General features: G+C 46.4%; 2 protein-coding genes. Both read left to right on the top strand.

The window, feature by feature from the left end; all coding sequences use genetic code 11:
- Positions 1-13: 13 nt before the first annotated feature.
- Entirely contained in the window at positions 14-175 is a 162-nt protein-coding gene (locus FN960_RS22105; protein ID WP_087899158.1) for a DUF1317 family protein, read from the top strand.
- A partial coding sequence (locus tag FN960_RS24470) for a DUF1382 family protein (protein ID WP_143850844.1) occupies positions 148-252 on the top strand: 105 nt, incomplete at its 3' end. The genes FN960_RS22105 and FN960_RS24470, both read left to right, overlap by 28 nt.

Here is a 252-nt window from a genome sequence, read left to right as displayed (position 1 = left end):
TCCTCACGATAATATCCGGGTAGGCGCAATCACTTTCGTCTACTCCGTTACAAAGCGAGGCTGGGTATTTCCCGGCCTTTCTGTTATCCGAAATCCACTGAAAGCACAGCGGCTGGCTGAGGAGATAAATAATAAACGAGGGGCTGTATGCACAAAGCATCTTCTGTTGAGTTAAGAACGAGTATCGAGATGGCACATAGCCTTGCTCAAATTGGAATCAGGTTTGTGCCAATACCAGTAGAAACAGACGAA

Source organism: Alkalicoccobacillus porphyridii (assembly GCF_007293315.1).
GTDB classification, from domain to species: domain Bacteria; phylum Bacillota; class Bacilli; order Bacillales; family Bacillaceae_D; genus Alkalicoccobacillus; species Alkalicoccobacillus porphyridii.
The sequence above is the reverse complement of the archived record's forward strand: the minus strand, read 5'-3'. Positions and strand labels throughout refer to the sequence as shown.